The sequence below is a fragment of the Nannocystis punicea genome (assembly GCF_026965555.1).
In the GTDB taxonomy this organism is placed as follows: Bacteria; Myxococcota_A; Polyangia; order Nannocystales; family Nannocystaceae; genus Nannocystis; species Nannocystis punicea.
Genome location: NZ_CP114040.1, coordinates 703,198 through 729,209 on the forward strand (window position 1 = coordinate 703,198; position 26,012 = coordinate 729,209).

Below are 26,012 nucleotides of genomic sequence, written 5' to 3' on the forward strand. Positions count from 1 at the left end.
AACAGCGCTCAGGGGCGATCTCAGAGCGCCTGTCCGAATAGACATGTCGTGCTCGAGACGAGCCCCTGCCGCAAGGATCAGAGTTGTACACGGATCCCTCCTGATTCGACGGATTGACGCTCGACCGCTGGTTTCCGGGCGAGCAGATGCAGAAGCACGACGACGAGCGGCTCAGGGCGCGGACCGCGAGGGCGCCAGCAGCTTCTCGCGCCACGCGATGAGGGTCTCGCGGTGGAAGATCCAGCGATGGATCGCTCGGACGCACGGGATGTCGCCATCCTTGACCCGGCGGTAGAAGGTCGTGCGCGAGAACCCGGTGATCTTCATGGCCTCGCTGGACCCGATGTACTCCGGCGGTGTCGTCTCAGCGGGCATAGGCCTCTCCTTGCTGCTGCGCGCTGCGACGCGCGAGTACGAGACCGACGAGGCCCCCGATCGCCGCGCCAGTGAGCAGACCGGCGGCGACGAGACCGGAAGCGCGACGCACGGCCGGATCCTCGACGAGGACTGCGACACCGAGTGATGCAGCCCCGAGCACACCGCAGCCGAAGACCGCGGCGCGAGGGTCTCTGAACAACTGTGGGAGTAACGTCGCGCCTGCCATCGTCACGCCGAAGGCACCGACCTGCTTCCACGCGGCGCCCTCGCTCGCGGGCGAGGCTTCGTCCATCCCCGTCTGGAGCTCGTCTTCGACCTTGCCGTCGTCGAGGTTGCTCTCGGTCTGCGAGACGACTTCGAGCGGAAAGCCGAGCCCGATAGCGAGGCGGACGATGGTCTCGAGCGTGGGGTTGGCGCTGTCGCCGAGCAACGCGATGATGTGCCCGCGGGACACGCCGGAGCGCCGCGACAGCTCCTGTTTCGAGACGCCGGTTTGCACCCGCACCTGCTCGAGCAGGTCGAGCACGTCGCCGGAGGTGTTCCCGCGAGCGCCGCGGATCTTGCAGTTCGACGCCGCGAGTTCGGCCAGAAGGACCGCGAGGGGCTGTCGGCGCAGGGCTTCCAGCGCCCGCGCCGTCACCACGTCGATGTCCGGGCGCTCGCCTCGGATCATCCCGCGGACGTACTCCATCAGCGTCTTGAAGCCTTCCTCTCTCATCATCTCCAACCTCCCATGTGGTGAGCATAGGACCTCGATCCCCGGGCTACCCGCGTCTGCCAGTGTCTATTTTCGCTCGCGGAGCTATCTGCCAGCCTAATTCCCAAGAAATCTGCGCGTCAGAGCGCACAGGTAGATCAAGCTGGCAAGCTTGGCCTTGGTGATGCTAGAGTTTCAAGATAGTTGCCAACAACGAGATCTCCGTGTCTCCGCCCCCTGAAGGAGTGCATCCACGATGCTCGAGATCCAGCAACGGCTCCGCGAGCTCTTCAACTTCCCGACCGCGGAGGAGCCGTTCACGTACTTGCAGCAGTACTGGCGGCTGTTAACGTCGCAGGCCGTCACCTTCGAGTGGGAACGCCACGGGAGCGATTACTACGCGTGGTGGAAGGACTTCGACATCAAGATCGAGTCGGGGCGTGCACGGAGCCGCGAGATGAAGCTCCGGTTCCGCTGGCCGCGTGGTGGCTCCCGCATCGTCGGCCGCGGCGAGCTTCTGGCGCTGCAGGCTCGCGCGGAGCAAATCTGCCGGAGAGGTGGTCCCCAGGGCGCGCCGTTCGTCACCGAAGACGAGCCTGCTCGACCTGGACGCCCGCAGCGACGGCTCCACCTGACGGAGTTCAGGAGGATGAAGACCCACGACACCGCGCTCGCGCAGGGGTTCGGCGCCGGCTACGAGGCGCGCGTGCGCCCGCTCGGAGCGGACCTCCACGGAGACCACGCTCTCTTCCTGGTCAGCCCCACGGGCGCGTTCGTGTTGGTCGGTTTCGGGCCCGACTACAACTTGACGGCGCTAGCGAACTACTGGCGCGGCAACCTGACCAACGAGTTCTCGAGCGACCTGCACGACGGTGACGAGCCATTCGCCATTCGCGTCCGCGGCGTGCAGCATCGACTCGAGTACGTCCGGCTCCCGGGACTCGCCGGGTACGTGCATACGCCGCTCGGCGAGGTCTACCTTTGTCTCCTGGGTGACGACGACGTCGCCCTCGTCCTCGTCGGCGATGACGGCGCCGCACGGTGCCTGTTCCGAGGGGCAGCGAGCCAGGCGAACGGCCTCGAGCTTCTCCCCGACGAGGTCCCGGTCGTGCTGCTCGAGCGGCCGCGACCCTTCACGCCCGAGATGGTCGCCGAGGCGATCGCGCGCCAGCCCAAGCTGGCTCCGGCGATCCGCGACCACCTCGCGGCACTCGTGCGCGCCGCCCGGGACGAGATCGGCACCGAGTACGCGCGGCACCTGGTCTGGGCGCTCGTGGCAGCGCACGCGCGCGGTCGCAGGACTCCCGTGGTCGGCACGCACACGGAAGTCTTCGCCTGGGTCCTCGAGCAAGGCGACATGCGGGCCCCGCCGAAGGAGCGCGCCGGCCGTGGCGCGTTGCACTGGCTCGCCGCTCGATCCCCGCTGTTCGAGCGCGCGGTCGTCAAACGGATCGCGTACTGGAAGAACCACGTGGAGTGGTTCAGCGAACCGAACGCGGCGTGCATCGCTCGACTCGCGACGCGCGCGGGCAAGGGCCGCGTCGACGACCGCCAGGATCAGTGAGAGGCTGAGGCCTTCTTCGCGTCCTTCGCCTGCTTGCGGCGGAGTCGCTGCCACTCCGAACGGATCGCCGAACAAACGACGTGGGTCCGGGTGCAGTCGAACGCTTCGGCGAGCGTGTTGAGGCAGGCGTCGATCTCTTCCGGAAACCGGAAATGGTGCGAGCGCGGCCGCTGCTTCGCAGCTCCCCGAGGCGGCAGCTTGTAGTCATCGGAGGCTCGGCGTGCTCGTCGACTCTTGCCCTGGCTCGCCTGCCCCGGCTTCGTCGCTGAAGCGGGCGTCTCCGATCGGCTCGGCGGCTCGGTCGCGGCGGGAGCCCCCGAGCGGAGTCCTGGGCGACGGTTCGTACCTCGGTCGCGGTGGTGTCAACGACGGATTCGAGAGCAGATGACTCGCAGGCGAGCGACTCGGCAAGGGGACTCGTCGCCTCCCGGATGTTTCCGCCTTCCTTCAGCGCCACGATGGCCACTGGATGGGCTCCCGCTGGTTGCCTGGCGTGCGCGAAACCCGTCATCCCATAGCGGAGGCCGCTGGTCTTGGACGACTTCGACGCCATGTCACAGCCTCCCCTCGAACCCGCACATCTTCAGCACGTCTCCGCACATCGCCTGCATCGCGCGGTCGCCCTGAGTGTCCTTGCCGTAGGGCACCTTCCACACCGGGCGGAAGTACTCCGACGCCTTGGCGATCGCCGCCGACGAAGGGATCGGCTCGTCCCGCACCGTCGCCTGGGGGATCTGGTGCGCGGCCTCGCGGAGCCCCTCGAGCGCGCGCTTGCCGATCAGATCGCAACGATTCAGCACGATCAAGATCGTGCCCTCGGCCCTCCGCAGCGCGGAGTAGACATTCCCCATGTTCTCCATCGCCAGGCGCCCGTCGATCGGCACGAGCCAGAGATCCGCGTCGACCTGATCGACGACCTCGACGTGCGGCGGGCAGTCCGCGACCACGAGGTCGAAATTGGCGAGGTCCTGCGGCAGCTCCATCGGGCTGTACAGAACCTGGAGGCACTCGTTCACGCGGAAGAAGTGCCCATTCATGAGGTGCTCGTCGCCGCCGGAGAGCCAGCGGCAGATGTCGCCCTGGCGGTCGAGCCCGACCACGAGGGTCCTGATCCGCCGCTCCGAGGCGAAGAGCGCGAGGTGCACGGAGAAGGTGGTCTTTCCGATGCCACCCTTGTTGTTGTACACGACGATGGTCTTCATGCTGTCATCCTGATGAGGGATACGCCGGGCCGCCAGGGTCGTGTGCCCATCTCGAGGTCGCGGACCATCACGATCGTGCCCAATCGTCTCACGCGCGCTGCGTCACGACCGTGCCCAATCGTCCCACGAGGACGACGCGCCATGAATGGAGCGCGCGCCGATTGTTGGACACGCTGGGTCTCGCGGTGATGGCTCTCGAGGAGGCTCGGCGCTCGGGGCCAGGATCCCCGCGAACCCTGTTCGACGGTCACCTGGTGCTCCCCGCGAACGCTGCGCGCGCTCGCCGTCGAGGCTCCGCGCCGGGAGGCACTTGCCTGCCATGCGACGGCTGTTCGGTGAGCGCCGCACAGGCAGGCGATTCTAGCGCGCGGCGCGAGCAGCAAGCGGACGACATCCGACGCCAGGTAGCGACGCGGAGCCGACAGCCAGCGGACGAGCCGACGCACAGGCGAGCGGCGAGCTGACGCGCCTCATCCTGCCGATAGGCGCTCACCTGCCGGCCATCGATCGCACGCCGACTTGCAGGCAGGTGACACCGTCGTTGGTCGGCATCGTACTGCGAGATCGGGCCTGCCGGGCGGGTCAGATGGCAGTCAGATGCCGCCTGTAGGGCCCCGCTCGCGGGCTACGCCCATGGCCACCACGAGGGCCACGCCCCCGCCGGCCGCCGGCCCCACACACGTGGCGCCACTCGTCGCCAAGCGGAGAGCGACGACGCTATCCACGAACAGCACCATCAAGAGGACGACAGGCGTGGCGACGAGCAGAGCCCCGCACGCGGGGGCACTCTCGGCGCTCATCCCCATGGCGGCCGACGTGGCCCTGGAGCGCCGCCAAGATCATGTGGCCGTCGCTCACCTCGGCACGTGGCCACCAATTTTTACCTCGCCCCTCAGCTCTGCGCGAGCGCGTCCATGCGCGAACCGGACGTTCAGGCACGGGCCCGACGACCTGCTCCGGCGGCCGCCCTACACGGGCCTTCCGAGGTCCTGAGAAATGCTGCCGAACGCCGTTCGGACCGGATCGAGTCTTGCGCGGTAGGGTCTCGTTCGATAAGGTCGGGCCCGATGTTCGCCTCCGGACGTGCCGCGCTGTCAGTCGTCGTTCTCTCCGCCGTCCTCCCAGGCCCATTGGGTTGCGCCGACATCCCAGGCAAATGCATCACCGCTGTGTGCTGGGCCCCCGTCGATCCGAGTACCACGACCGATTCGACGACGGACACGACCACCGAGACCAGCACCGACTCCTCGACCACCGGCCCGGGTCTGTGTGGCAACGCGGTAGTCGACCCCGGCGAGACCTGCGACGACGGCGAGGACTGCAGCGCTGGCGTGTGCAACTCCGACGAGTACACCGGCGAGAAGCACTGCAACGCGGCCTGCAACGGCCTCTATCCCGGCTGGTGCGGGGACCAGTCGGAGCAAGCGCCGGAGGCATGCGACGAGGGCGAAGGCACCCAGACCTGCGATGCCGACTGCACGCCGGTTGAGTGCGGTGACGGCGTCCTCAACGCTGCGGCCGGTGAGACCTGCGATGACGGCTCCGACAACTCCGACGCCTACGACGACACGCCCGAGCAACTCGCCTGCAACACCGCGTGCACGGGCAAAGCCACCCACTGTGGCGACGGAGTCTGTCAGGAGTCGAACGAGGATACCTCTTGCGCCGACTGCACCTGCGGCGACGGCATCGTGAGCGCGCCTGAAACCTGCGACGAAGGTTCGGCCACCCCAACCTGCGACGCGGACTGCACCGCGGTCGAGTGCGGCGACGGCCAACACAACCCCGCCGCCGGAGAGTCGTGCGACGACGGCAACATGATCGACAACGACGAGTGCCGTAACAACTGCACGACGTGCGGCAACGGCATCCCGCAGCCGGGCGAGGAGTGCGACGACGGCAACGCGATCGACGACGACGGGTGCAGCAACGAGTGCGTCAAGCCCCGCCTCGTCTTCGTCACGTCGTCGGACTTCAAGGGCAACCTCGGCGGCCTCGCCGGCGCCGACATGAAGTGCGGCACGGCCGGCCTCACCGCCGACCCCAACCTCCCGGCCGCCGCCTGGCGCGCCTGGCTCAGCGACGACAGCGGCTCCCCCTCCACACGCTTCGATACCGCCTTCACCGGCTGGTACCAGCTCGTCGACGGCACCCCCATCGCCAAGGGCTGGTCCGACCTCACCGACGGCACCCTCGCGGCCGCCATCAACCTCACCGAAACCGGCTCGACCCCAGTTGACCCGCTCAACGCCTGGTCCAACACGACTGCCGCCGGCGCGATGGCCGGCACCGAGCACTGCAACAGTTGGTCGAACTCGATGCTCGCCCCGAAAGGCCGCCTCGGCGACACCACCGCGACGAACACCGACTGGGCCGACCTGAACGACGCTGTACTCAACCCCTTCAGCTGCGGTACGTCCCTCCACCTCTATTGCTTCCAGAGCTCGCCGTGACCTCCCAAGGCCCAGCTTTTCACGCAAGAACGCCTCGGCGTACTGGATCATGATCGCGCCCGAACAGCGCACGACGCACCTCGACGACGATGCGGCCACGGCACCCAACCTGCGCCGGCCGCCGGCGGATCCATACATCGGTCTCGAGATCGAGGGCCGCTACCGCATCGAGCGCAAGCTCGGCGCCGGCGGAATGGGGCGGGTGTACCTCGGCCGGCACCTCCGGACCGGCGCCGCTCTGGCGATCAAGGTGGTCGAGTCTCTCCCGGCTACCAGCGCCGAGCTGCAGACGCGGTGCTTCAACGAAGCCCGCGCCATGATGGAGGTCCGCAGCAGCCACGTGGCGCATGCGATTGACGTGGGGGCTCTGCCGCACGGAGAGCTCTACCTGGTGCTGGAATACCTCCGGGGCGAGGACCTCGAGGCGCTCCTCCGGCGCGAGGGTCCGCTGCCGTGGACGCGTCTGGGCCCGATCGCCCTGCAGCTCTGCAGCGGCCTCGGCAGCGCTCACCGCCAGGGTATCATTCACCGCGACATCAAGCCGAGCAATTGCGTCCGCCTCACGATCGACGACAACCCCGATCATATTAAAATCATCGACTTCGGCATCGCCCGCGACATGGACGCCCCCACCGGCCCGACGCAGAAGGGCACGGTCATCGGCACACCCGAGTATCTCGCCCCGGAGCTGGTCACCGGCGACGCCAGGGCCGGGATCCGCACCGACATCTATGCGCTCGGCGCCACCCTTTATAAACTATTGACCGGAGTCTCGCCGTTTCGCGGCGACAGCGCCTTCGAGGTCCTGGGCAAACACGTTCACGGCGAGCGGATCCTCCCGAGTCGCGCGGCGCCCCACCTTGCGATTCCGGCGTCCGTCGACGCCATCATCCTCCGCACCCTCGCAGCGAACCCCGGCGACCGCTACGCCAGCACGGACGAGCTGGCGCAGGCCATCTGCGCGACCCTCGGGATCCGCCGCGCCGGAGTCTCGGGCCCCGCGTTCAGCACTCCCGCGACCGCCGTCATGCCTGCGAATCTTCCGGGCGCCGACCCGCGACCCGGCGCCAGCGCGGGCCAGGGCTCGACCGCCGAGACGATCGCACCGCGGGCTGTCGCCAACCGCGTCGTCACGTTGTTATCCACGATCGGTATGTTCGTGGTCGCCACCCAACTGGTGATTCCGGACGACGAGGCGCCAGACAAGACCGCGACCTCGACGCCCATGTCTGGTTCGGCCGATACCCCCGCGCGCACCGCCCCGCCGAGCCCGGGGCCACCCGAACCCGAGTCACCGAAGCGCGAGTCACCCATAGGGGATGCTTTAGAAAACATGCCCCTTAAGACACCTCCACCGCACGCCGAGGCTCCCGCAGAAGATGCACCCAAGGACATGCCCCTTGAGACGCCTCCGCCGCGCGCCGAAGCACCGCCCTCAGGCGCGAGCATGCGAGCGCCCGCGGAGCCCGAGTCTCCCGTCGCCAGCGAGCTCACCGAGGCGAAGCAAGCTGCTCCGCCGCCGGCCCTCGAGACTCAGCAGCCCCCGCCGGCCCACGAGATGCGGCCGAAGCCACGGCCTGAATCGGGCTTCCCCTACACCGCGGCGAGGTCGGAGATCGCCCAGCAGCTCAAGTTCATGCGGACCACCTGCATGACGACAGGCGGCCTCATCGCCCCCAAGGTCAAGTTCCGCGTCGACGTCGCCCCCAACGGCACGCCCGACGTGCGCGTCTACTCCGCTGACCGTGACCTCCGCGCGTGCTTCCGCAAGGCCCTGTCGTTCCCGTTCGGCAAGAGTCCGCGCGGGGGCGCCTTCGTGTACACCGTGACGCACTCGAGCGCCGATTTCGCGCCTGTGCCGCTTGACCCGGAGAAGGCGGGCAAGCCATGAGCACCGCCAGGCTCGCCGCCGCCGGCCTGCGCTGGCAAGCGCTGATCGCCTGCGCCCTGCTTGGGCTGTTTGGCGCCGCGATCGGCACGTACTTGACCATCCTGAAATTCCGCATGACCTACACGCCGTGCCTCGGCCCGAATGGCGGCTGTCAGGTCGGCGAGATGCGCTGCGAGGACGCTCTGGGCGCGGCCTGGTCGATCGTCGGCGGTCTGCCGATCAGCGCGTGGGGCTCGGCGGCATACCTCTGCATCGCAGTGCTGGCAATCGGCCAGCTCGTCCGCCGTGGCTTCCTCGGTGGCTGTGCGGCCCCGTTGCAGTGGGCCCTCTCGCTCGTGATGGCGCTCGTCAGCCTCGCCTACGCCGCGTACGCGTTCCTGATCCTGCAATCGCCCTGTCCGTTCTGCCTGTCGCTCTACGTCGTCGCGCTGCTGCTCGTGTTGTGCACCGCGGCCGTGCGGCGCGCGGCCGACCCGCGCGAGCAATTCGGCCTGCGGGTCGCGCTCCGCCACCGCAGGGCCTCGCTCATCGACGCCGCCTTCCGCCTCGGCATGCTGCTGACGATCGCCACCGGCCTGCAGTCGCTCGCCTATCATGGCATGCGCCATACGGTGAGCGTGCGCGACGGCTGCCCCGAGCAGGCCGAGCCCTTGCCGGTCGCGCCGATCCGCGTCGGACCTGCCGATGCGCCGGTGATTCTCGCCGCCTATCTCGACATGTCGTGCAGCGCGTGCAAGCGCAAGTTCAAGCAGCTCGCCAGCGCCCTGCGCAACAATCAATTCCCGAAGCCGGTCCAGCTGCGCGTCTACCATGCGCCGCGTCACGCCTGCGATCCCGCGGCTTTCCCCGCCGGGTTTGCCCGCTCCGACGATCGCGCCCGCGACGACAACGCCTGCCTGGCCGCGTGCGCCGCCGAGTGCATGGAGAAGCTCCGGCCTGGCGCCGGCTACCGCCTGATCGGCGGACTGTTCGCATTGCACGACGATCGCCAGGCGGGTCAGCCGCTGTTCACCGCCGAGCGCGTCGGCAATCGCGCCGTCGACCTCGGCATGGAGATCGATCCGGACGACCGCGACAACCCGCTATTCCGCTGCATCGACGACGATCGCGGCGTGCTCGCTACGATCACGGCGCACCAACGGCACGCCGAGGTGCTGAACCTCGCGGTCCCCGCCATCGCCGTGTACGCCGCTCTGAACGGCGAGATCGACTTCGAGCGTCCTCCCTACTGGATCTTCGCCAACACCCCGTTCGACGACCTCGGCATGTACATCGAGCTGCAGGCCGCTCCGCCCGCCCAGGCCAAGTAATCCGACCATGTCCGCGCCCCGCGACCCCGCGACCCTCATGATGCTCGTGCTGACCGTCGCCATGGCGGTCGCGGTCGCTGCGGTCGTCTACCTCGTCACCGACGACACCGACCTCACGCTCGCACAGATCCCGTCCCCAGCCCGCGCCGCCGCTCCGACTTGCGACCTCTCGCGCCCGACGACCGCGACCTGTCCCCCGGGACAGTACTGTCGCCTGAATGCCTGCGTCCCCGTGCCGCCCGAGGTCCTGTGTGGCGAGGGCGACAGCTGCCGCGACTGCGAGTGCGAGGACGACCTCGTCTGTCACAACCTGCGCTGCGTCTCGCCGTCCAGCGTCGATCGCACTCCGCTCGTCTGCGAGGAGAACCAGGCCCTCGCGGACGCGGTCAAGACGCTCGCGCTCAAGTGCTCGACCCGCAAGAAGACCGTCGCCGACATCGTCTCCGCCGGCGCCTGCACCACCGCCGAGTGGGAGCAGCTCGCGCTCGAGGACGAGAAGTTCGACCTCATTCTGTCGGCCTTCCCCGACCGCTTCGCCGTCCACTTCCCGAGCGGCCAGCCGCAAGTGAAGCGCAAAGACTGGCCGCCGCCCGAGGTCCTCGATCACTACCTCCACCAGGTGCGTCGATTCGCCGGCCCGCTGCGCGAGGCCAAGCAGATCTTCGTCATCGGTCGCGCCAGCCCCGACGGCGACGCCGAGGCCAACCACTGGCTGGCGCTGGCGCGGATCAAGTTCGTCGAGAACCTGCTCGACCTCGTGCTCTACGAGGGCATCCCCGAGACCGAGCGCGACAAGCGGCGCGTGCGGATCCGTTCGTTCGGCCTGCCCACCACGCGGACGATCGAGCCCGCTCGCTATCGCCAGACCTATTTGACGGATCCCAGCGGACGGCCGCCGACGGTCGATCCGCTCGTCACCGCCGATCCTGCCAGCGCGCGTGAGCTCCGTGCCGCGCTCGACGGGGCTATCGATCTTCAGGACCGCACCTCGCCGGCCTGGCAGGCGCTGTTCTCGGCGGTCAACCGCGTCGTCTTCGTGATCCCGATCCCCTGCCTCGGCGACGAGTACAGGCCGCCGATCTCCGTCGACCCCGCGGAGGCCCCGCCGTGACCGAACGAAGCGCGCGCCTGTTCGCCCAGATCACGTGTGTACTCGCCATGGCCAGCATCCTCGCCGCTGCGATCGTGGGCGTGCGCTGGCGTCACGAGCGCGACACCTTCGTGCGCCGGCTCGCGGGCGCCTGCGAGCGGGAGCCGTGACGTGACCGCCGATCGCACCCGCCTGTTCCTCGGATGGACCGCGATCAACCTCGTGTTTACGGGGCTGGGGCTTATCATTACAGTGTGGCTGATGGGCCGCCGGACCGACCAGCACCAGCAATTCGTGCGATTGTTGGCAGAGCGACAAGACGCCTGCGCTCCCGTCGCCGGCGCCGAGGAGCCGGCGGCGCCCGAGCCCGCAGAGGTACCGCCGCCGCGCCAGGATCCCGCGAAGTCCGGCTATCTCGGCGCTTCGGGCATGGACATCTCGCCGGCGATGCGTCTCACCCTCGAGGCGCTGTCCCCGGGCGAGGTCGGCAAGCTCCCGCTCGACAACCTGCGCCTCGGCTCGCCGCAGGTGCTGCCGCCGCGGACGATCCACATCGTCAACCTGTGGGCCACCTGGTGCGATCCATGCCTCGCCGAATTGCCCGAGTTCAAGTCGATGTTCGGACGCCACCGCGAGTGGGATAATGTCCGCTTCGTGCCGATCCAGATCAAGGACCACACCGATCCGCTGCGGTCCTATCTTGATTATGCCGGCGTCATGCCGCCAGCGCCGATCCGTCTCGCCGATCGCACGATGAGCGACGCCCTCGCCTCGACGCTGGCCGAGGGCGACGACGGCGGCCTCTACCGCGGCAACCTGCCGGTCACGCTGGTCCTCGACTGCAACCGCCGGGTCCGCTGGGCCAAGTTCGAGCAGCTCGGCGAGGCCGACTTCGCGGCGCTCGAGCCCTTGATCGACCAGCTCCGCGCCGAGCTGACCGACACGCGCCCGGGCGCCTGGTGCACCCAGGAATGGCCCGGAAACGGCCGCTGTGAGGCGATCGAGCGCACCGCGGCGCATCACAGCTTCGAGGACTGTGGCCCGCTGCGCCGGCGCAGCAGCGACCTCCCCGGCACCGCAGAAGTCGTCGAGCCCGAGCCCGCCGAGCCCGTCGCCGTCACATCTCCCCCCGAGATCCTGCCGACCACGTGCCCGCCGAAGACCCGGCTCCGCAATGGCAAGTGCTCTCGCCTTCAGAAGCTCCCCGAGCTGCAGGTGACCGCGCCTGCCTCCTCGCCCATGTGCGGCAACGGCGTCTGCGACCCCCATGAGAGCCGGAGCAGCTGCTGCCAGGACTGCCCGTGCGCCGAGCGGTTCGTATGCAAGAGCCTGCGCCCCAGCGAGCCACCTCGCTGCCGCGCGGCCCTGCAGCCCTGATTATGGTTGCACGCCGCAGTCGCGCCACCCGTGCGCGGCCGCAAGGATCGTTGGCGCGTGACGCGTTCATCCCGAGGGTCGGCGACTCAAAATCTGCCCGAGAGCACGATGCCGGTGTGGCCCGGGCCGGCGCTAGGATCGACGCGAATTGCCCGGGCTCCACCCGGACCGAGGTGCTTGCGCTGGACGATCAGCCCCGTCACCGCGCCCGCGAGCAGACCGACGCCGAGGCCGCGCAAGGTCGCCCCGAGGGCCGGCAGCGCCGAATGACGGTGCTCCCTCCAATGTTCGGACCAGCCCGCGAGCGTGCCCTCCGGATTCGTGTTGTCGCGACTGAACGGGATTGGTCCCCGGACCACCATCACCTCGCCCAGGATGAGGCCCACGCCGCCGACCGCCGCGAGTGCGCTCCATGCGATCATCCGCTGGCGCGCATCGTTCGCGCGCCACACGAGGGCGCTCGCTGCAAGCCCGGCGCCTGCGCCGAGGAGCGTCGAGCCGACATTGCGCACCACGAACGCGTTGGCAAATCGGCGCCGGCAGTCGGCGAGCGTCGGATCGTCGCACGTCTTGACCCGCTGGCCGTGGATCATCCCCACGCCGCCGCCGATGAGCCCGAGCCCGACCGCCGCCACCGCACCACCGCCAATGTAGAGCCCGCGCGCGGTGCCCTTCACGACCTCGGGCGGCACCACGCGCGCTTGCGGCGGCTCGGGTCGCACGATGGGAGCCAGCTCGGGTCGCAGCGAGATCGCCAGCGGCGCCGTGCCGACCGCGACCTGCTGCTCCGCGGGTTGATAGCCGGAACCCTCCACCCGCACGATCCACGCGCCGGGATCGAGCTCGAGCTTCAGCGGCAGCCGCGGGTTCGCCTGCGGAAACGAGAGCTCGGGCCGCAGATCCGCAGGGCTGCTGGAGACGTGCCGCGCGACCATGGTGACGGTCTGCGGGCCTTCGAGCGGCAACGTGATCGTCACGGTCACCGGCGTCACCTTGCGGACCGCCTCCGCGAGCTGCTCCTCGCCCTGCTTGCGATCGTCGGGCCCGATGTCCGTACGCGCCAGGTACTCGCGCACGTAGGCGACCGCGTGCGCGAAATGACCGGCCGCATCGCGGCTCGCGGCGGCGTTGAACAGGAGCGAGGGCTCGTCGGGGTAATCGCGCCGCAGCGCCTCGAACTCGAGCGCAGCCTCGACGTAGCGGCCGCCCTCGAAGAATTCGGCCGCCCGCGCGGTCCGCTCGGCCCTGTCGCTCGATGCGGCCGGCCTGGTCGTCTCGGCGGGCGCGCCCGCGTTCGTGGCCGTGGGGCCCGCTGGCGCCACGAGCAGCAACATCATCATGGAGACGCAGAGAGACGACATGCCGGCGAGCGGGAACGTAGCCCAAAGGCCCGCTCGACGCCAGTCTGTTGATGGGCTCGCGTCCTGCGCGAGAACGTTGTTTAACGCTGGTATAGAGCCCGCGTGGCATTCGCCGTCCGGGGGCAACACGATGTCCATCGGCACGGGACCCCGCGCGGCCATCACGGCGCGAAAGTCCCTCGTGACCTTCAGACCGATCGCTTATCTACAGCTTGATCGTCTCGGCACGTTTCGGTGGGTGCGAGGCAAGCACGCCCTCGACGCAACGCCCGAGCTCGCCCTCCGCAGGCTCGCCGTCGATCTGCGTTTTCTCGCCAGGAACGATGGCGATCTCGATCGACATCGGTCCGGGCGGCTTGCACTTGGCCAGCGCGCGTCGAAGGTTGAATACACGCACGGAGGTAGCCACCTCACGGCGAGAGGCAGTACGCGGCTCGTCGGCGTGCATGTCCACCAACACCTGCGCGTCGGACTTCCACTCTGGCGTCGGCGTGGTTGAAGGCGTGGGCTCCGGGTGCGTAGCGAGCTCCGGGTCCACAGGCGTGGCCACAGGCGGTTCGGGACGGGCAGCCACCACCGGCGATGCCAAGAGCGCCTTCGGGTCGGGACACGCGGGCGAGGTCGGCTCGGGTTGGATCGCGAGCCAGACCGGGACGACGAACAGCGGCGCGAACACCTTCAACCGTCGCGCGCGTCGGCGTCGGTCGTGGAGGTCCGAGAGCATCTTGTCGATCGAGTCATTCGATGGAGCTCGGATGTCCTCGAGCGCCTTGCGGATCGCGTCGGCCATCGACGCGGCGCTGTGGTGACGCCGCATGCGGATCTCGACCGCGCCGAGCAGCACAGCGCGCAGCGTCGGCGGAAGATCGAGCCGTTGTGCGACGGCAACCGGGTCCGAGTCGCGCGGATCGGGAAGCGCCTCGCCGGTGAGCATCGTGTACCACAGCGCACCCACCGAGTAGATGTCGGCCCGAAAGTCTCCTGGGCTGCCGCGCAGGCGTTCCGGGGCGATAAAGTACGGCGTCCCGAAGATCATGGTCGGCACCGATTCGGGCGGTACGCCGAGCTTCAGGCCCTCGGCCTCGGACATGCCCTCGACCACGCGGGCGTAGCCGAGGTCGGAGAGGCGGGCGCGTTCGCATCCGCCGATGTGCTCGAGGATGCAGTTGTTGGGCGAGATGTCCCGGTGCGCGACCGCTCGCTCGTGGAGCGCCGCGAGCCCCGCGAGCACATCGCAGACGATCGAGACGCATCGCTCCCACGGAATCGGCCCGCCCTTGAGCACATTGGCTAGCGTCTGGCCCTCGACGAGCTCCATGGCGATGAAGTGGCGCCCGCCCAGCCATCCGGCATCGTAGGCCGGGATCAGGTTCGGATGCCGGATCTGCGCGGCGAGCAGTCCCTCCTGCTTGAAGCGCTGGACCTCGACCGCGTCGTCGTCGTGGTCGGGGTGGAGCACCTTGAGCGCGAAGATCGCCCCGGTGTTCTTGCACGTCGCCGCGTAGATCGAGGCGGCGGCGCCGTAGCCGATCCGGTAGTCGAGGCGGTATCGCCCTCCGAGAGAGTCTCGCCGGTGAAGTCGTGGGCGATGCGCGGTCGGAAGCCCTGATCCGGTTCCGTGAACATGCTTAGAACTCCATCGTGAGGCGGAGCCCTGCGGGGCCAGGATGCACCGCGAAGCGGCGATCGGTGCGCCGTTGATGCGCATCGATCCCCAGCAGCGTAACCCCGGAGATGAACAGAGCGAGCGCAGGGACACCGAGGCCGAGCGCCAGGTCGTTGGCGCGTTCTCCCTGGCGTGTGAGGTCATGGAAGCGCTGCGCTTGTGCGTGGGGGATCATGGTGCCTGCCGGGTACGTGGCGTTCAGGCTGTCCACTTGCACGTCCATCGCGGCTCCCTTCACGAGCATGGCGATCGCCCCGCCGCCGAGGGCCAGCCCGACGCCGAGCGTGGTCCATCCGGCGATCGGGAGCGGGCGGCGCTCGCTCCGTATCGACGGGCGGTCGGTCGTCGGGGTCTTCTCGGGGCGCGCGGGCTGGACGACCACCGCCGGCGTTCGAGCGGGTGAGGCCGGAGCGTCGGTCTTGGGCTTGCCGTCCGGACGACCGACAGCGACCAAATCGTCGGGGGATCCGTCCGTGCACATCCCAGCGATCCGCGGCTCGATCTCTCGCAGGGCGTCGGCGATGCCCGCCCGATCTCCTGGGCGATCGGCGGGCGGCAGGGTGGCGAGCTGCGCCTCGAACGTTCGCAGAAGCGTGGCGGCGCTGCAGAGCGGTGCTACGTCGTTGCTGGCCTTGTGCGCCTTCTTGTAGAGGCGGACGGCGGAGAACGCGAGCAGAGAGCGCTGGTCGAACGACTCCGGTCCTTCAGGCACGGCCTCGAACGCCCGGCGGCAAGCGTCGCCCGCTTCGGCATGCTCCCCCGCGGCCTTGCGCCGCTGGCATTCGGCCGCGTGTACCTGCCACGGCCCGGCGGAGGCCTCGGCCGGGGCCGGCGACTGCACCACCACCAGGAACACGGGAAGAAGCATCATGACCGCGGATGGTACCGGATCTTTCGGTCAGCAACGCGCCGCGTTTGCGTTTTCAGTGGGCAATTATCTCACATGCGGTTGCCCGCCCCCGCTGACACGGCGGGCGAACTTGCGCTACTGTGGAAGGCATGATCCGGACCGTGCGCCGCCCCCTGCTCGTGATCCATGCTGCCGCGTTGCTGACCTCTGGGTGCTTCGACGGGGCGGACCTGGCGGCTTGCGGCATCTCCATGACCTACTGCGAGGCGGACGCCGGGAGCACCGGAGAAGGAGCGGGCGGCACGTCCAGCAGCAGCTCGGGGCCCGGCATCATGACGTCCGACGCGTTCACCGGCAGCGACAGCGGGGGCGGGGACACGGACACCTCGGGCGGCACCTCGCCGTCGACGGGCGAGCCGAGCGAGCCCCCGCCGTGGATCGAAGAGCTCGCGTGCGATCCGCCGGAGGCGTTCGAGGTCGGCCCGACCGTCGTCACCTACAAGGCGAGCGCCGACGCGGTCGAGGCGGATCTTCTGGACGACGGCGTGGTGATCGCCACGGGCCCCGCGGGAGCGCCCTTCGTCTTCCCGGTCACGAGCGGCCCCGCGAACAACCCGGGCAGCAACCTATCGGTCGTCGTGCGCGACGCTGCCGGTCAGACCGCGGAGGCGTCGATCTACCAGCCGAGCCTGATCAAGGTGCCGGGCAGCACCGTCTGGACCACCCTCGAGCCGAACGACGGCCAGTTCAGCAGCGGCGGGGCAGTCGCGCTGGACGGCAACAACGCCATCGGCGCCGGCGTCCGCTGGGAGAACAACCAGATCCTGGCGACCCTGCGCCGCTACGACAAGTCGGGGACATGGATTGCCACGAGCGACGGGTGGACCCAGCAGCACACGGACTGGACGCAGCGCGCAGAGCTGAAGACCGGGCACCTCGGCCTGAACGCGCTTGCGGTGGACGGCGAGGGCAACATCGTCGCGGTCGGCACGGCGCAGGTCGACGGCGAACCGCGGATGTACGTCGCGCGCTTTGGATCCGGCGGCGGCCTGATCTGGGAGGTGCTCGGGCCGACCGGGACGGAGGCGCGCGGCACGGGCATCACGAAGGACGGCTCGATCTACGTCGCTGGCGCAATGCGCGTGGCGAAGGGGCCCGACGTCTGGGACATGGCGACGTGGGTCTACGGCCCTGACAAGCAGGCATTCGGGCCCGATATCTTCAAGGATCTGGAGGACGAGCTCGAGGAGCGCAGCGAGTATGGACACGCGGTCGCGGTGCTGGCGAGTGGCCGCGTCGCCGTGGCGGGCAGGCGCGAGGTGCGAGATCCGGTGACGAACAAGCTCTATCTCCGGGGAGTTGTGCTGGCGTACGAAGGCAAGGGCAAGCGCGTTGGCGAGTGGACATCGCCGGGCGACACGATGCTGAACGACACGATCTTCGCGGCCGCGCCGGCCACGACTGGCGTCGTACTCTGCGGCTACGCGCAGAACGAGATCAACATCCCGACCAACAAGCCGCAGATTTTGATCCGTTGGCTGAGTGAGGATCTGTCGGAAGCGAAGGCCCCGCGTCTCGAGAGTACGCCCGGCGCGGCGATGTGCTACGGGATCGGCACGAACATGGAGGGCGCGACGATCGTCGGCGCGACCGTCCACGAGAATCTGGGCGGTGATAACGCCTGGATCTTCGCGGTCGAAGACGCGTCCTCGCCCCGCGTCGACTACATGAAGCGCAACGGCATGTCGAACGGGCAGGACCGTGTGCTCGGGCTGGCGTGCGAGTACATGTGCGCGTGGACCGGCTCGGAGGAGGTCGACGGCGCGGTGCAATGGATCATGGGGATGATTCGCGGCTGATGCTCACTGCGGCGGGATGAAGATCGAGCACTGCTCGAGGATCGTCCCCGCCATCTGCTTCATGAACGGGACGTAACTCGGCTCGCACATGCTGGCAAAGCGCCCATGCTTCCCCGCTTCGGCGAAGAGGCGCATCACGTTCGGGCCAGCCTCCGGGCCCTCGCATTTTGGATCCGGCAGATCGCGATCGTGGGAGAACACGAGGGTAACGAGCGCGTCCTCATTGCCCTGCTTGGCCTCGAGGACAGCGGCGTGCCACTCCGCCGGCGTTCCAGGCGTGAGGCCGTCCTCACCAGCCACGATCACGATCGCCAGGAGCGCATCCGGTCGCAGGAAGCCCTTGTTGCAGCCCCACTTGCTCAAGATCTCCGGCTCGAGCGCCTTGAGCATCGAGCGGGCGGCTTTGGGCTCCTTCGGCCCGGCGCCGAGTTTCGAAATGCACTCGAACGTGCCCTTGAGATCGGGATCGTCCTTGGTGATGAAGCGAGGCCCATCTGCAGGCAGGCAGCGCGTGTTCGAGGCGTCGAAGTTCCCGACGATCGTCACTCCTGCGCCATAGACTCCCGTGCACTCCTCGAAGATCTCGTTGCACGGGTAGTCCGGCGGCCCGTCCCACTGCGAGCAGCCCGGGCCTTCACACATCACCTGCGAGCAGGAGTAGCAGATGTCGCAGCTCGGGAGGAACGGAAGCGAGGCATCGACGACCATCACGTGGTAGTCGAAGTCGGCGAAGTCGGCCTCGAGGATCTTGACGAACTCCGGGAACGCCTCCTGGAGCTGGATCTGCTTGTAGGCCATCTCCTCGTTCGACGAGATCACGAACAAGAAGTCGATCTTGCCCTTGCAGCCGGGCGTGGTCGGGAAGTCCGGGATCGAGCCGACGTCGGCAACGCCAGGCATGCTCGTGTTGCTCGAGCCTGCCGTGCTGTCCTCACCGCCGGACCCGGAGCCCGTGCTCGTGCTCGTGCTGCTGCTGCCGCCGGAGCTGTCGGCGCCGCTCGTGGTGAGCGGCGGCATCGTCGTGCTCGGCGTGGTCGTGAAGCCGGTGGTCGCCGTCGAGTCGCCGCACGCGACCGCCAGGCTAGCGGCGGCGACTGGCGCGAGCAGACTTGGGCGCGGCATCGCGCGATCGTACCTTAGAGCGTGCAGCGGCACCAGCCTGTGCGGTGAGCAACTCTGCGATTTGCTCGAGCGACAGGCCCTCGGCTCGCTTGGCGGCGACGAAGCGCGCCTGTCCGAGCGCGCTCATTGGGAATCGATTAAACACCCCGCCGGGGCTGCCGAGCGAGATCTTGATCGGCCGTGGCAAGAGCCCGGCGTTGATCCACGCTGTGACGGTGCGGCGGGTGATGCCCGCGGCTTCCATGATGTCCGTGGTCGTGGCGAACGACGGGTCCAGCCGGCGGCGTTCGGTCATGGTTCGGCGAGGATACGCCGCCAGACGACGTTGGCGCTACTTCCGGCCACTGCTGCGCCCCTTGTCCTTCCGGGGCGGTGTCGCGGCCTTGCCTGAGAGGCCCTGTCGCGCGTCGAGCTCGGCCAGCATCTCGAGGATCTCGTCCTGCGTAAAGCCGGCCGCCCGGCGCTGCGCGACGAAGCGGGCCCGCTCGACCGCCCAAGCGGGGAAGCGGTTGAACACGCCGCCGACGGTGCCCTGCGACACCCGTATCGGCGTGGGCAGGAAGCCGCAAGCAACCCATGCCGCCACGGTCTTCCGCGTGATGCCGGCGGCGTTCATGATGTCTTCGGTCGTGGCGAACGACGGATCGAGGTTGCGTGGCGGCGGCGTCACGGTCCGCGGAGTGTACGCCAGGCGCGGCCCGGGTCGTCAGGCCCAGGGCTGCAGCCGCGTCTCGAAGACCATGCAGGTGCCTTCCCCGAGCGGGATCGACCACACGACCACCGCCTCAGCCTCGTAGCCACGCTGAAGGCTCTCGGGGATGGCGCACGCCAGCACCCAGGCGAGGCTCGGGTTCAGGTGTTCGGCGACCCGCTCGACGATGTAGTCGTGCTTGGAGGGGTAGATGCCGCGGTAGCCGGCCTCGGCGGCCTCGAGGACCTTCGGCTCGGTCGTGCGGAGCGCCAGCGCCAACCGCTCCCGGAAATCCGCAGGTGCTCCGAGCGGGGGCGCCGGCGCATCCTCCGTGACGATGTCGACGTCGGGCTCGGTCGCCGGGTCGAGCGTCATGGCTGGGCCTCCCGTCGTGCGCGCTCGTCTCGGAGCCGCTCGGCCAGATCTTCGGCGACGTACGTGTCGAGGACGATGAGGCCTGGCACAGCACGCGCGAGGACACCGAGTTCCTGGAGCTCCCGAGCCACCTTCTTGCGGCGCTCCTGGTGCGCCGCGTACTCGGCGTTCTTGCGCGCCACGTTCTCTTCCTGGACCTTGCGCGCGGCTGCCGCCTCCTCCACCCACGAGGCCACGTGGTCGCGCGCCCACTGCTTCGCGGTCTCGATGTCGTCGAGGTTCTCGGCACGGACCTTCCCGGCGTACTTGACGGTGTAGCGCCCGTCGTCCTGCCGCACGACGTGGATCGTCCCGCCCATGTCCACCCTGCCGTCACGGTTGCGCATGGCGGGACCAGACGCCTTCCACCGGATCTTGGGCTGCGAGGCGAGAGCCTCTCCGGCAGCGACGGGTTTCATCGCCTCCCTCCCTTCTGCGCGACGGGCCGCGACACCGAGCTGGCGAACGTGGAGGAACGCGGCCGCGCCGCGGGCGCCGTCGCCGCTGGCCGGCCGGGGACCGGCGTCGAGGAGGCGGAGGCAGGCTTGCCCGCACCGAACTCGAGGGGCACGCCCGCGGCGCGCGCGAGCTGGCGGAGCTTCTGCATCGAGACCCCGAGCCGGGCCGCGCAGCTCTCCGCGCTGGGCGCGGACTCGACGGCGTAGCGCACGAGCGCCGCGAGGTTGGCCGCGAGGTTTCGGTCCTCGCTGGAGAACAACAGACGGCCGGCAGAGGTGCGGGTGACGGTAGGCGTGGAACGGATCCGATCCATGAGAACTCAATGTCCTTTTCGATGGGAAATCAAAAGCTATCCTCGAGCGACACGCCCCGCAAGTGGCGCGCCGCCCCCGGCCCGGCTTACACTCCACGACCGTGACGCAGCCCCGCCGCCTGGACCCCGCGTTCGCCACGACCGAAGACATCGTGCGGGCGGCCGGGGTCACGCGCCGGACCGTGGCGGCGTGGGTGGCTCAGGGCCTTCTGCCAGCGCCGACGAAGGTCTCCCAGGGCTCACCGGGGGGCGTGTTTAACCGCTTCCCTGTCTGGGCGGTCGAGCGCGCGCGCTATATCGCGCACCAGCGCGCGGCGGGGTTCACAACCGCCGAAGTGCTCGCCGCGTTGACCGAGCTCAATGCGCTCCAGCGCGGCGAGGGGAGCGCGGCGAACGCGCCGCGCCGCTGAGGCAATCGCTGGGACGGCTACGTGGCTGGCCAGGCCACGACCTTCTCACTGTATGAAGGCCTGCTCGACTCGCCGAACGATGAGGCCGCCATCTGAAATTTCAACAGCGCCAGGGGCATGGTGCAGCGCTCATCTGGAGCGCGTCGCCCAGCGATCGGCGTCGATCTGGAGCGTGGTACCGCGCCCGATCTCCCCCAAGAGCCGGCGTATGGCGGCGACGCTGGGGCCGCCGATCTCGTAGATGAGGATGCCTAAGTTCTCGGGCTTGACCGTGGACTCGGCGACGAGCGTCATGTCGCCTCGTTCGTAAAGTCGGCAGAAGGGACCGGTCGTGATCGGGCTGGTGAAGCCGAGCCCGGCCATTACGGTCTCGAGCTGAGCGGCGGCGGCTCTCCCCGGGTCGACGAAAGCGCCAAAGCATCGGTGGGGCGCGGTCATCACGCAGAACCTAGTCATGGCCCCGGCTGCGATCCATTCGCGGAAGGTTTCGCTGGTGCATTTTTCGGGGCCCGCATCGAGGATCGCGCTGAAGACGACGGCGTCGTCGCGCAGAGGGTGCGCTAGGTCGTAGTAGACGTCGAGCGGCATCAGGGCGTCGGGCATGCGCCCGATGAGGAACTGCGTCGGACCGATGTCGACGCTGCCAGTTCGGTAGGCCTCGAGGACGCTCGCGGCGGTGAATCCTCGCAGCATGGGGTGGAGCGCGCCCACGCTGCCGGCCAGGCGCGAGAGGAACCACCGATAAAAAGGGGGGAAGTCGTGGCCGGTGAGCTCGACGCGCTCCTCGAGCTCCTCGAGATCCTCCGGCGAGGCCCCCGACCACTCGCGCGCGAGGTTGGGGACGATGCGAAGCAGCAGCGCTTCGAGCTCGGGTTCTAGCATTTGTGACACACTCCGGGGTGCGCGGTCTTGTGTGCGCAATGCATCTCACCCTCGGCGCACATCAGCATGGTGAGGATGACCTGGCACGTGCCGCACGGGGGAATCGGCTTTCCCGGCCCGAGCTCTTCAGCTGTGGCCAGGCGGGCTCGCTTGGGGCCCTTGCCGGGTTTGCGGATCCACAGCTTGGACAGCTTCGCCTCGGGATTTGTGGTGTAGTAGCGCTCGGTGAGGCCCATGGGGCGGTCGCCGTGGTTCATGGCCAGCAGCGCCATCTGCTGCGCCGCACAGCTTCCTGGGGGATAGAACATCTCGTCGGTTTCGCCTCGATAGGATTTTTTGGCGAGTAGCTCGAGCTTCTCCCACTCCACGGGCCACGAGCTCAGCGAGCCCTTGCCGTACCTGGCGAAGTCGATGACGTCGGTTTTGAAGTCGTTGCGGTCCGGCTTGTTGGCGAGCGTGCCCGAGGGCGTGGGCGAGTGCCACGCGCCGGGCATTTCGGCCTGGATGTCGGAGTACTGGAACAGGCTCGTCCCGGCGAAGATGAGGCCGTCATCCTTGCACTTGACGACGCCCATCATGCCCGTGAAGTTGACCGCGAGCCCGCGTTCTTCCTTCTCGAGCGCGTCGATCTGCTGCCTGAGGGGAGCGCGCTGCTTCTTCGGCAGCGCGGCCATCGCCGTCTTCAGCGCCGCGATCTCGGCCTGCACCGCGGCGAGCCGGGAGGCGTTGGCCGCGCGCGCCTTCCCGATGGCCCGGTCGATGGCGGCCTGAAGCTGCTCCGCGGCCCCCTTGGTGTCCTCGTCTTCCTCGAGCTTGCCGTTGAAGCCGTGCTGCTTGCGGCACAGCGGGCAGGGCTCGTCGCCGACCACTGCGACCAGTCCCGCCTTCTGCAGCACGCCGACGAGCGTGGCGGAGTTGGGCGGCTTGCCGCTGGGCCCGCAGTTGTTGAGCATCGGGTCGCCGAGGAGCTGCACGTTCTTGCCCTCGATCTTGACGTCGAGCGAGCCCGGGCCGACGAAGCTCGTGGGGCCGTGCGTATTGGCGGAGAACAGACCACCGCCGGTCCCCTTGCTGGCCATGTCGCCCGTCGACCCGAAGGTCGCGCCCTTGACGGCGACCTGCTTGCCCTCGATCGTGACGTTCTTCGAATAGCCCTTGGGAGAGTTCCCGCTCTTGCCGATGTTGGGCAGCGGTGTGGGGACGAAGGGCGCAGGCGGTCCCGGCATCTTGCAGACGTTGGGGATCGTGGCCGCGGCCACGCCCTGGCTGCCCTTCGTGACCGGGGTCTTGGGCGCGTTGACGAGCGTCTTCATGGGCGTCCTTCGAGGCGAGGGTCGTGCAGAAACATCGCGCCGCGCGTGCCGGAGTCCGAGCCGGCCATCACGAGGGCGCGGGGTCCTGGGGCGTAGCCGCGGGCGAACGATTGTGCGGCGGCGATGCTGGCGATCGCGCCGAAGGCGGCGCCGACGTCGCCGATGCTGCCGCAGAAGGTCTGATACTGCAGGGACCGCAGCGCCGCGTGAGCCCGCGTGGCGAACAGGCCCCACTCCTCGCTGCGGTAGCGCTCGCCGTTGATGTCGCAGTACACGGCGTCCGCCGCGTGCGCGGGCAGGTCCAGGCCCGCGGCGGCGTCCAGCACGGCCTTGCTCATGGCGAGCCCGAAGGACCCGGCTTCGCTGTCGCGCAGCTGCGTCTCCTGGTGGACGCCGGCGCCGGAGATCGTCGCGAGAGGCCGACGCTTGAGCAGCGCGCCGAGTCGCCGTCGCCCGAGCACGAGGCACCCGGCAGCTTCACCGGGCGCGAACCCACCACGCACGCCGTCTTGCGCGAGCCTCCGCGCTTCCTCGAGCCAGACGAGACACTCGTCGTCGCAGTAGCTGTCGACGCCGACGACGACATGGAGGCGAGCGTCGTCCTCGGAGAGGATCCGTCGCACGCACTGCATGACGCCGGCGTGGCCTCGACCGCCGATCGTCGCTCGAGTGCGAAATCCTCGCTGGCGTGCTGCATCGGCGCTCGCACGCGCCACTGTGGCCGCAGCGTGGTCGTCAAAACCTGGACGCTGCTCCGGGAGGGCCAGCCAGAGCTCACACTCGGGGACCGCGCCCAGAGCGAGGTCGGCGAGGGCTTCGGCCACGGCGGACGTGGCGAGCTCGACCATGCGCGCGGGACCCTGCAGGGCGTCCTTCAGCCGGGCGTCGGCGCCGATGATGAGCGGTTCGCCTCGCATCGTGGCGAACGCGAATTCTCGGAGGCGACTGATGCCCGCCCGGATCGCCGCGGCGCTGGCCGGCGCCGTGAGACCGACCGGGGTTCGGGCGCCGATACCCAGCAGGTCGATCACGCCGACGCCTCCTCGATGAAGGTCTCGTCGAGGTAGTCCACGTCGCTGGCACGCACCCGCAGCGCGCTCTGCCAGATCAGCGAGAGGCGGCGCTCGTCGGTCTCCAGCAGTACCGTGGTTAACCGTGTGCCGTGCTCATGCTCGGTCGTTCCGAAGCGGGAGCTCAGCGCGAAGCGCTTGCGGGGGAGCTCGACCACCAGCATGCCCTCGGGGGTCATGTTCGACACAGCCATCCGCTCTCCGCCGACGAGCGGCATCGAAGGGCGCTGATCTTGCGGCGCCGCGAGTGCGAAGGCCGGGTCGTAGTCGCGGGGGAGGAGCGGCTTGCGCTCGCGGATCCACGCTTCGTCGTAGGTTCCGGCGAGCTCGCGTCGGGGGAGCCAGCCGCGGTCGATGGGCCCGAACCCCGCGGGCCCGGTCGTCTCGGGGCGCCGCGAGGCGTACTCGATGGTGTGTGCCGGAGTCTCGACATCGGCGGCGTTGACCGCGAAGCCACGGCCCGCCGGGTTGCGTTCGTCGAATCGCCACCGCGCGGGGTCGGGGTCGCGAAAATCGCCGCCGCCGAACGCCGACTCGTACCGCAGCGGCTGTTGGATGAAGGGACGTGGCGAGGTGGTCGTCAGCCCCATGACGCCGTCACGGTAGACCCGCTCGCCGTGGATCACGAGACGCTTGTCGATGGAGCCCAGCCGGAGCATGACCGGGACGCTCGCGGCGGGTCGCTCTCCAGGCGCAACGACGGAGCCATGCACGAGGACGTCGGTGCTGGGCTTCACCTCAAGCAAGTCGGAGTCGTAGCGCAGGCTCGAACGCCCCGCCTCGCCGAAGTGCTCGGGCGCAAGGACCGGAGGGACCTGCTCGTCGGGTAGCGTGAGCCGACCGCGATGGTCGACGTCGTAGGTGGCGCGAATTGCGACGAGCCACCAGTGGACCCCGTCCTGGTAGCGAACCCAATTGCGCGCGGCCGCAAACGGGGTCCGGTTCGTCAGGCACCACATCGCAGCCGGGCCGGAAGTTAGCATGACCCCGCCGCCGATCCTCCGGCAGCACCCCGACCGCCTGCTCGACCAGCGCCTCGAGCTCCGCCGGGATTTGCGCCTCCGGCGCGAGCTCCCGCATCGGCCGGAGCTCGCCCAGCAGCGGCAGCACCTCCGTGCAGAGCTGGTAGATTGTCCCCCTCTTAGTTCGCCACCGACCGCCCGTCGCCCCGTCGAGCTGGACGATGTTCGAGGGCTTCACGTCCCGGTGAATGACCCGACCCGGCGCAGCGCCGCGAGCGCCTCCGCCATCTGCCCGCGACCAGCTCCCGCCACGGCAGCGGCCCGCCCGCTGCGACCTCCAGGCTCGGCCCGTCCAGGTATTCCTGCGCCATGTACAGTGCCCCATCCGCCGCCTCCCCGACCGCCCGGACTGGGTGCGGATCGCGCAGGTTAACCAGCAGCCGGCCCTCATCCGCAAACCGGCACCGCGTGTCTATGTTACCCTTCCGCAGCATCTTGACCGCCGCGAGCCTGTGGAGCAGCAGGTCCTTGCTCAGGAACACCTCGGCCATCCCCCCGCGTCCGATGCGCTTCTCGACCTCGACGCGCCCCCCCAGCACGACTCCCGTTATTTCCTCCCCCCGTTCGGGGAACATCGTTCACGCCTTCGTGTGGTGCGCGGTCGTCGGGGTGGCCTCC

At 69.0% G+C, this 26,012-nt stretch carries 26 protein-coding genes; 10 read left to right on the forward strand and 16 right to left on the reverse strand.

Annotated features, from left to right (window positions below):
* Window positions 1-171: 171 nt before the first annotated feature.
* Both O0S08_RS02575 and O0S08_RS02580 read right to left on the reverse strand, forming a co-directional pair.
* Window positions 172-375, reverse strand: a complete 204-nt coding sequence (locus O0S08_RS02575) for a helix-turn-helix domain-containing protein (RefSeq protein WP_269037354.1) — start codon at window positions 373-375, stop codon at window positions 172-174.
* Window positions 365-1,099 carry a helix-turn-helix domain-containing protein gene (locus tag O0S08_RS02580; RefSeq protein ID WP_269037355.1) on the reverse strand — a complete coding sequence of 245 codons (735 nt, stop codon included), beginning with the start codon at window positions 1,097-1,099 and terminating at the stop codon, window positions 365-367. The genes O0S08_RS02575 and O0S08_RS02580 overlap by 11 nt, the downstream gene beginning before the upstream one ends.
* 232 nt (window positions 1,100-1,331) lie before the next feature.
* Between O0S08_RS02580 and O0S08_RS02585 the strand changes: the two genes are divergently transcribed.
* Window positions 1,332-2,639, forward strand: a complete 1,308-nt coding sequence (locus O0S08_RS02585; RefSeq protein ID WP_269037356.1) for a hypothetical protein — start codon at window positions 1,332-1,334, stop codon at window positions 2,637-2,639.
* Window positions 2,640-3,193: 554 nt separating this feature from the next.
* On the opposite strand, the gene O0S08_RS02590 is transcribed toward O0S08_RS02585, so the two are convergent.
* Window positions 3,194-3,841: a ParA family protein gene (locus O0S08_RS02590; protein WP_269037357.1), complete on the reverse strand. Its 648-nt coding sequence runs from the start codon at window positions 3,839-3,841 to the stop codon at window positions 3,194-3,196.
* 1,169 nt (window positions 3,842-5,010) lie between these two features.
* Between O0S08_RS02590 and O0S08_RS02595 the strand changes: the two genes are divergently transcribed.
* The 6 genes from O0S08_RS02595 to O0S08_RS02620 are packed head-to-tail and all read left to right on the forward strand — an operon-like array spanning window position 5,011 to window position 11,962.
* On the forward strand, window positions 5,011-6,294 hold the full coding sequence (locus tag O0S08_RS02595) for a DUF4215 domain-containing protein (protein ID WP_269037358.1): 1,284 nt from the start codon (window positions 5,011-5,013) through the stop codon (window positions 6,292-6,294).
* A 49-nt stretch (window positions 6,295-6,343) separates the two neighbouring features.
* Entirely contained in the window at window positions 6,344-8,185 is a 1,842-nt protein-coding gene (locus O0S08_RS02600) for a serine/threonine-protein kinase (protein ID WP_269037359.1), read from the forward strand.
* Window positions 8,182-9,495 carry a vitamin K epoxide reductase family protein gene (locus O0S08_RS02605; protein WP_269037360.1) on the forward strand — a complete coding sequence of 438 codons (1,314 nt, stop codon included), beginning with the start codon at window positions 8,182-8,184 and terminating at the stop codon, window positions 9,493-9,495. Before O0S08_RS02600 ends, O0S08_RS02605 begins: the two co-directional genes overlap by 4 nt.
* A 7-nt stretch (window positions 9,496-9,502) precedes the next feature.
* Window positions 9,503-10,606: a hypothetical protein gene (locus O0S08_RS02610; RefSeq protein ID WP_269037361.1), complete on the forward strand. Its 1,104-nt coding sequence runs from the start codon at window positions 9,503-9,505 to the stop codon at window positions 10,604-10,606.
* On the forward strand, window positions 10,603-10,755 hold the full coding sequence (locus O0S08_RS02615; RefSeq protein WP_269037362.1) for a hypothetical protein: 153 nt from the start codon (window positions 10,603-10,605) through the stop codon (window positions 10,753-10,755). Before O0S08_RS02610 ends, O0S08_RS02615 begins: the two co-directional genes overlap by 4 nt.
* Window position 10,756: 1 nt before the next feature.
* Complete coding sequence (locus O0S08_RS02620; protein WP_269037363.1) at window positions 10,757-11,962, forward strand: TlpA family protein disulfide reductase; 1,206 nt, start codon at window positions 10,757-10,759, stop codon at window positions 11,960-11,962.
* An 86-nt stretch (window positions 11,963-12,048) separates the two neighbouring features.
* Here O0S08_RS02620 and O0S08_RS02625 read toward each other — a convergent pair whose 3' ends face one another.
* The 3 genes from O0S08_RS02625 to O0S08_RS02635 form a co-directional block, all read right to left on the reverse strand.
* Entirely contained in the window at window positions 12,049-13,302 is a 1,254-nt protein-coding gene (locus O0S08_RS02625; protein ID WP_269037364.1) for a hypothetical protein, read from the reverse strand.
* A 226-nt stretch (window positions 13,303-13,528) separates the two neighbouring features.
* Complete coding sequence (locus O0S08_RS02630) at window positions 13,529-15,031, reverse strand: serine/threonine-protein kinase (protein ID WP_269037365.1); 1,503 nt, start codon at window positions 15,029-15,031, stop codon at window positions 13,529-13,531.
* On the reverse strand, window positions 14,952-15,845 hold the full coding sequence (locus O0S08_RS02635; RefSeq protein WP_269037366.1) for a hypothetical protein: 894 nt from the start codon (window positions 15,843-15,845) through the stop codon (window positions 14,952-14,954). Before O0S08_RS02635 ends, O0S08_RS02630 begins: the two co-directional genes overlap by 80 nt.
* A gap of 143 nt (window positions 15,846-15,988) precedes the next feature.
* Here O0S08_RS02635 and O0S08_RS02640 point away from each other — a divergent pair, with 143 nt between their 5' ends.
* On the forward strand, window positions 15,989-17,698 hold the full coding sequence (locus tag O0S08_RS02640) for a hypothetical protein (protein WP_269037367.1): 1,710 nt from the start codon (window positions 15,989-15,991) through the stop codon (window positions 17,696-17,698).
* 3 nt (window positions 17,699-17,701) lie between these two features.
* Here O0S08_RS02640 and O0S08_RS02645 read toward each other — a convergent pair whose 3' ends face one another.
* From O0S08_RS02645 to O0S08_RS02665, 5 genes are read right to left on the reverse strand one after another with little or no spacing between them, the layout of a single operon-like run.
* Window positions 17,702-18,820, reverse strand: coding sequence for a hypothetical protein (locus O0S08_RS02645; RefSeq protein WP_269037368.1), 1,119 nt, complete (start codon window positions 18,818-18,820; stop codon window positions 17,702-17,704).
* Window positions 18,780-19,115: a MerR family transcriptional regulator gene (locus O0S08_RS02650; RefSeq protein ID WP_269037369.1), complete on the reverse strand. Its 336-nt coding sequence runs from the start codon at window positions 19,113-19,115 to the stop codon at window positions 18,780-18,782. The genes O0S08_RS02645 and O0S08_RS02650 overlap by 41 nt, the downstream gene beginning before the upstream one ends.
* 36 nt (window positions 19,116-19,151) lie before the next feature.
* Complete coding sequence (locus O0S08_RS02655; RefSeq protein WP_269037370.1) at window positions 19,152-19,490, reverse strand: MerR family transcriptional regulator; 339 nt, start codon at window positions 19,488-19,490, stop codon at window positions 19,152-19,154.
* Between the two features lie 36 nt (window positions 19,491-19,526).
* Window positions 19,527-19,886, reverse strand: a complete 360-nt coding sequence (locus O0S08_RS02660; protein ID WP_269037371.1) for a hypothetical protein — start codon at window positions 19,884-19,886, stop codon at window positions 19,527-19,529.
* The gene (locus O0S08_RS02665) at window positions 19,883-20,344 is read right to left on the reverse strand and encodes a hypothetical protein (RefSeq protein ID WP_269037372.1); all 462 of its coding nucleotides are present in this window, start codon (window positions 20,342-20,344) and stop codon (window positions 19,883-19,885) included. The genes O0S08_RS02660 and O0S08_RS02665 overlap by 4 nt, the downstream gene beginning before the upstream one ends.
* 454 nt (window positions 20,345-20,798) lie before the next feature.
* Here O0S08_RS02665 and O0S08_RS02670 point away from each other — a divergent pair, with 454 nt between their 5' ends.
* The gene (locus tag O0S08_RS02670) at window positions 20,799-21,107 is read left to right on the forward strand and encodes a MerR family transcriptional regulator (protein ID WP_269037373.1); all 309 of its coding nucleotides are present in this window, start codon (window positions 20,799-20,801) and stop codon (window positions 21,105-21,107) included.
* Between the two features lie 129 nt (window positions 21,108-21,236).
* Here O0S08_RS02670 and O0S08_RS02675 read toward each other — a convergent pair whose 3' ends face one another.
* The 3 genes from O0S08_RS02675 to O0S08_RS02685 are packed head-to-tail and all read right to left on the reverse strand — an operon-like array spanning window position 21,237 to window position 23,640.
* Window positions 21,237-21,989, reverse strand: a complete 753-nt coding sequence (locus O0S08_RS02675) for a hypothetical protein (protein WP_269037374.1) — start codon at window positions 21,987-21,989, stop codon at window positions 21,237-21,239.
* Complete coding sequence (locus O0S08_RS02680; protein WP_269037375.1) at window positions 21,983-23,302, reverse strand: PAAR-like domain-containing protein; 1,320 nt, start codon at window positions 23,300-23,302, stop codon at window positions 21,983-21,985. The genes O0S08_RS02675 and O0S08_RS02680 overlap by 7 nt, the downstream gene beginning before the upstream one ends.
* Window positions 23,299-23,640, reverse strand: a complete 342-nt coding sequence (locus O0S08_RS02685; RefSeq protein WP_269037376.1) for a hypothetical protein — start codon at window positions 23,638-23,640, stop codon at window positions 23,299-23,301. Before O0S08_RS02685 ends, O0S08_RS02680 begins: the two co-directional genes overlap by 4 nt.
* A gap of 48 nt (window positions 23,641-23,688) precedes the next feature.
* On the opposite strand from O0S08_RS02685, the gene O0S08_RS02690 reads away from it, so the two are divergent.
* On the forward strand, window positions 23,689-24,369 hold the full coding sequence (locus O0S08_RS02690; RefSeq protein WP_269037377.1) for a hypothetical protein: 681 nt from the start codon (window positions 23,689-23,691) through the stop codon (window positions 24,367-24,369).
* Here O0S08_RS02690 and O0S08_RS02695 read toward each other — a convergent pair.
* Window positions 24,330-25,355, reverse strand: coding sequence for a DUF2169 family type VI secretion system accessory protein (locus tag O0S08_RS02695; protein ID WP_269037378.1), 1,026 nt, complete (start codon window positions 25,353-25,355; stop codon window positions 24,330-24,332). The genes O0S08_RS02690 and O0S08_RS02695 overlap by 40 nt on opposite strands.
* Before the next feature lie 158 nt (window positions 25,356-25,513).
* Window positions 25,514-25,969, reverse strand: coding sequence for a protein kinase family protein (locus O0S08_RS02700; protein WP_269037379.1), 456 nt, complete (start codon window positions 25,967-25,969; stop codon window positions 25,514-25,516).
* Window positions 25,970-26,012: the final 43 nt, after the last annotated feature.